The organism is Microcoleus sp. D3_18a_C4 (genome assembly GCF_036702415.1).
In the GTDB taxonomy this organism is placed as follows: Bacteria; Cyanobacteriota; Cyanobacteriia; order Cyanobacteriales; family Microcoleaceae; genus Microcoleus.
The window spans coordinates 1-3151 of sequence record NZ_JAUBTI010000111.1 but is presented as its reverse complement, the minus strand read 5'-3'; the positions used below and the strand labels follow the sequence as shown (position 1 = coordinate 3151).

Genomic DNA, 3151 nt, shown 5'->3' with positions numbered 1-3151 from the left:
AGGCAAGATGCCTGTTCCACAACCGGATTGAGTTTTTGTGGGGAGTAGGGGTTGGACAGGCGAACCCCTAAAAGAATCAATCCTTGGGAACGAAATTAAGAGCAGCAGAATTCATGCAGTAACGCTGACCGGTAGGTTTGGGCCCGTCGTTAAATACGTGACCGAGATGAGCGTCGCAAACAGCGCACAGTACCTCTGTTCGGCGCATGAACAAGGTGTTATCGGACTCACACTTGACATTTTCTTCGCTAACGGGAGCGTAGAAACTCGGCCAACCGGTACCGGAATCGTACTTTGTTTCTGATTTAAATAGCTCAGTGCCGCAGCAAATACACTTATAAAGTCCGGTTTTTTTGTTGTCGTGATATTCGCCGCTAAAAGCTCTTTCCGTTCCTTTTTTGCGGGTGACTTTAAACTGTTCGGGCGTGAGTTGTTGTTGCCATTCGGCGTCGGTTTTTTGAACTTTTTCAGTCATGATTTGATGTTTGGTTGAGATGTATTTAGCTGTTGAGTTTTGAGTGTTGACGGTGGGAGCATCTCAGTTTTGCATTTACAGTGCGAGCGTCCCCGCTCGCGTATTGTACAATACGCGAGCGGGGACGCTCGCACTACAATAAAAAAAATGCTTTTTACAAAACTGAGATGCTCCCATTGACGGTTAACGGTATATTGCTAGTTAACTCAGGCTTCCATTAATATTAACCTAATTGGCTCGATATGAACATACCAGGGAAAAGGATTGTCCTTAATAGCCCTCCACTTTTCCTTGAAAACTTCGGCTTGCAAGTGATAATCTTGGGAATCATGGGGAGGCGAGTGCAATTTGAGATATAATGTCACCCGGTGCGGAGTTTCCACAGTCGAGGCGATCCAACAAGCAAAAGTATTTTGACGATCGCACCCGCTAACAAAACTCAGTTGATGAGCCCGAATTCCCACAGAAACTAGAGAGTTGGGAATTGGTTCGACTACAGTCAGAGTACAGCCCCAGTCGATCGCCTCCACGAGAGTTACGGAGATCGGTTTAGCGGCAGAGAAGTTCTTACAGCCCGTCAACTGGGCGACGGTGAAATTGCCAGGGCGATCGAAAATGTTCTCTTTGGTATCAAAGGCGATCGGCCTTCCCTCGGCCAAAACCAACAGATTTTTGCACACCCGGTAAACTTCCTCTAAATTGTGGCTGACAAACAAAGTAATGCCCCGATAATTAGCCAGAGTCTGCATTAACTCCCGTTCCAGTTGACTGCGTAAGTGAGTATCCAAAGCAGAAAACGGTTCGTCTAACAGCAGCAATTCTGGAGAAGGGGCGATCGCCCTAGCCAAAGCCACCCGCTGCTGTTGGCCCCCCGAAAGTTCGTGCGGGTAGCGGTTTTCCAGTCCCGACATTTGTACCGAAATTAGCTGTTCTTTTACCCGAAGTTTTTGCTCGCTTTCGGATAAATGCTGCAAGCCAAACGCAATATTTTGAGCAACAGTCAGGTGAGGAAATAAAGCATAGTTTTGAAACAAAAAACCGATGCGGCGGTCTTTAGAAGCTACATTAATGCCCTCTGCTGAGTCAAATAAAACCCTGCCGTTGACTGCAATTTTACCGCTGCTGGGAGTTTCCAAACCAGCGATGCAGCGCAGAGTCATGCTTTTGCCGGAACCCGACGCACCCAAAATTCCCAGCACTTCCGGGCCGATATCGAAGCCGACATCCAAAGCAAAGCCGGAGAGAGGTTTAAAAATGCTTAAACAAAGTCCGCTTTTCGGTTGTTGTTGGGATTTTGTGGTAAAATTAGACGAGAATTTAGGAATATTTGATTGCAATCTATAACTCGAATTCGGTTTGGGCGATCTCTTTTGTAAATTAGTCCAAAAATTAACAGCAGTTAGCACGCTCAAAGAAATACTCAGAATAATCAAAACCCAAATAGCAGCTTGCCTCATATCCCCAGCTTCCACAGCAAAATAAATTGCCATCGGGATAGTTTGAGTTTGTCCGGGAATATTCCCCGCTAACATCAACGTCGCGCCGAATTCACCCAAAGCGCGGGCAAATGCGAGAATAGTTCCTGCTAAAATTCCCGGCCATGCTAGCGGCAACATAATTCGCCAAAAGACTTGCCACTCCGAGGCTCCCAAAGTGCGGGCTGCGTTGAGAAGATTGGCATCAATTTGCTCAAAAGCTCCCAAAGCAGTTTTGTACATCAGGGGAAATGAGACAACGGTGGCAGTAATGGCGGCCGCTTGCCAAGTGAAAATTATAGTTAAGTCGAATTGTAGCAATAATTGACCGATCGCCCCATTTCTACCAAACAGCAGCAGCAGCAAAAATCCCACTACTGTCGGCGGCAAAACTAAGGGAGAAATGAAAATGCCTTCAATCAAAGCTTTACCTCTGATGCGAGTTGAAAGCATCCACCGCGCGGCGGCTATTCCCATGAAAAAGGTAAAGAAAGTGGCGATGGCTGATGATTTCAGAGATATCCAGAGCGGAGAAATATCAAATTCCATAAATCGTAGGGACGGGTTTCACCAACAATAATTGCCTCAAACACATAATTTCCTAAACCCGCCCCCACACACAGATAAATCAAAATGTATAATTTTGGGATTCGCTCGTAGGGGCGGGTTTTACCAACAATCTTCGGCTAATACCAATAATCTCGTAAACCCGCCCCCACCCAAGGGCAAATCGAAATGTACCTCTTTGAATACACAAGGTTATCTGTTGTGTGAGGGCGGGTTTATATAGATTGTTGGCGGGAATTAGATATTGTTGGTGAACCCGCCCCTACAAAATTTGGTTGTATGAGACTAATTGGTGAGCCATCCCAAATCCGTATTTCTGAAATACTATTTTAGCCCGATCGCCCCCCAAAAAGTCAACAAACGCTGGTAGGGGCGGGTTTTACCAACAATCTTCGGCTAATACCAATAATCTCGTAAACCCGCCCCCACCCAAGGGCAAATCGAAATGTACCTCTTTGAATACACAAGGTTATCTGTTGTGTGGGGGCGGGTTTATATAGATTGTTGGCGGGAATTAGATATTGTTTGTAAAACCCGCCCCTACAAAATTTGGTTGTATCTCACATCTTGCACCATTCTCAAGAACAGGCTTTTCGGCCTGTTCCACAAAGAGTGAATTTTCTTGTGGAACAGG

The 3151-nt window shown here is 46.0% G+C and carries 1 protein-coding gene and 2 pseudogenes; all 3 read right to left on the bottom strand.

The annotated features are described in order from the left end of the window. Nucleotides 1-76: 76 nt before the first annotated feature. Nucleotides 77-475: a peptide-methionine (R)-S-oxide reductase MsrB gene (gene msrB, locus QUB16_RS28360; protein ID WP_333321349.1), complete on the bottom strand. Its 399-nt coding sequence runs from the start codon at nucleotides 473-475 to the stop codon at nucleotides 77-79. 760 nt (nucleotides 476-1235) lie between these two features. Beyond that, nucleotides 1236-1635: pseudogene (locus QUB16_RS33720) on the bottom strand (sulfate/molybdate ABC transporter ATP-binding protein); the annotation flags it as partial. A 231-nt stretch (nucleotides 1636-1866) separates the two neighbouring features. Continuing rightward, nucleotides 1867-2499: pseudogene (gene modB / locus QUB16_RS33715) on the bottom strand (molybdate ABC transporter permease subunit); the annotation flags it as partial. Between the last annotated feature and the right edge of the window lie 652 nt (nucleotides 2500-3151).

Coding starts and splice junctions, on each gene's coding strand:
- msrB (WP_333321349.1), bottom strand. CDS start 475: ATGACTGAAAAAGTTCAAAAAACCGACGCCGAATGGCAACAACAACTC.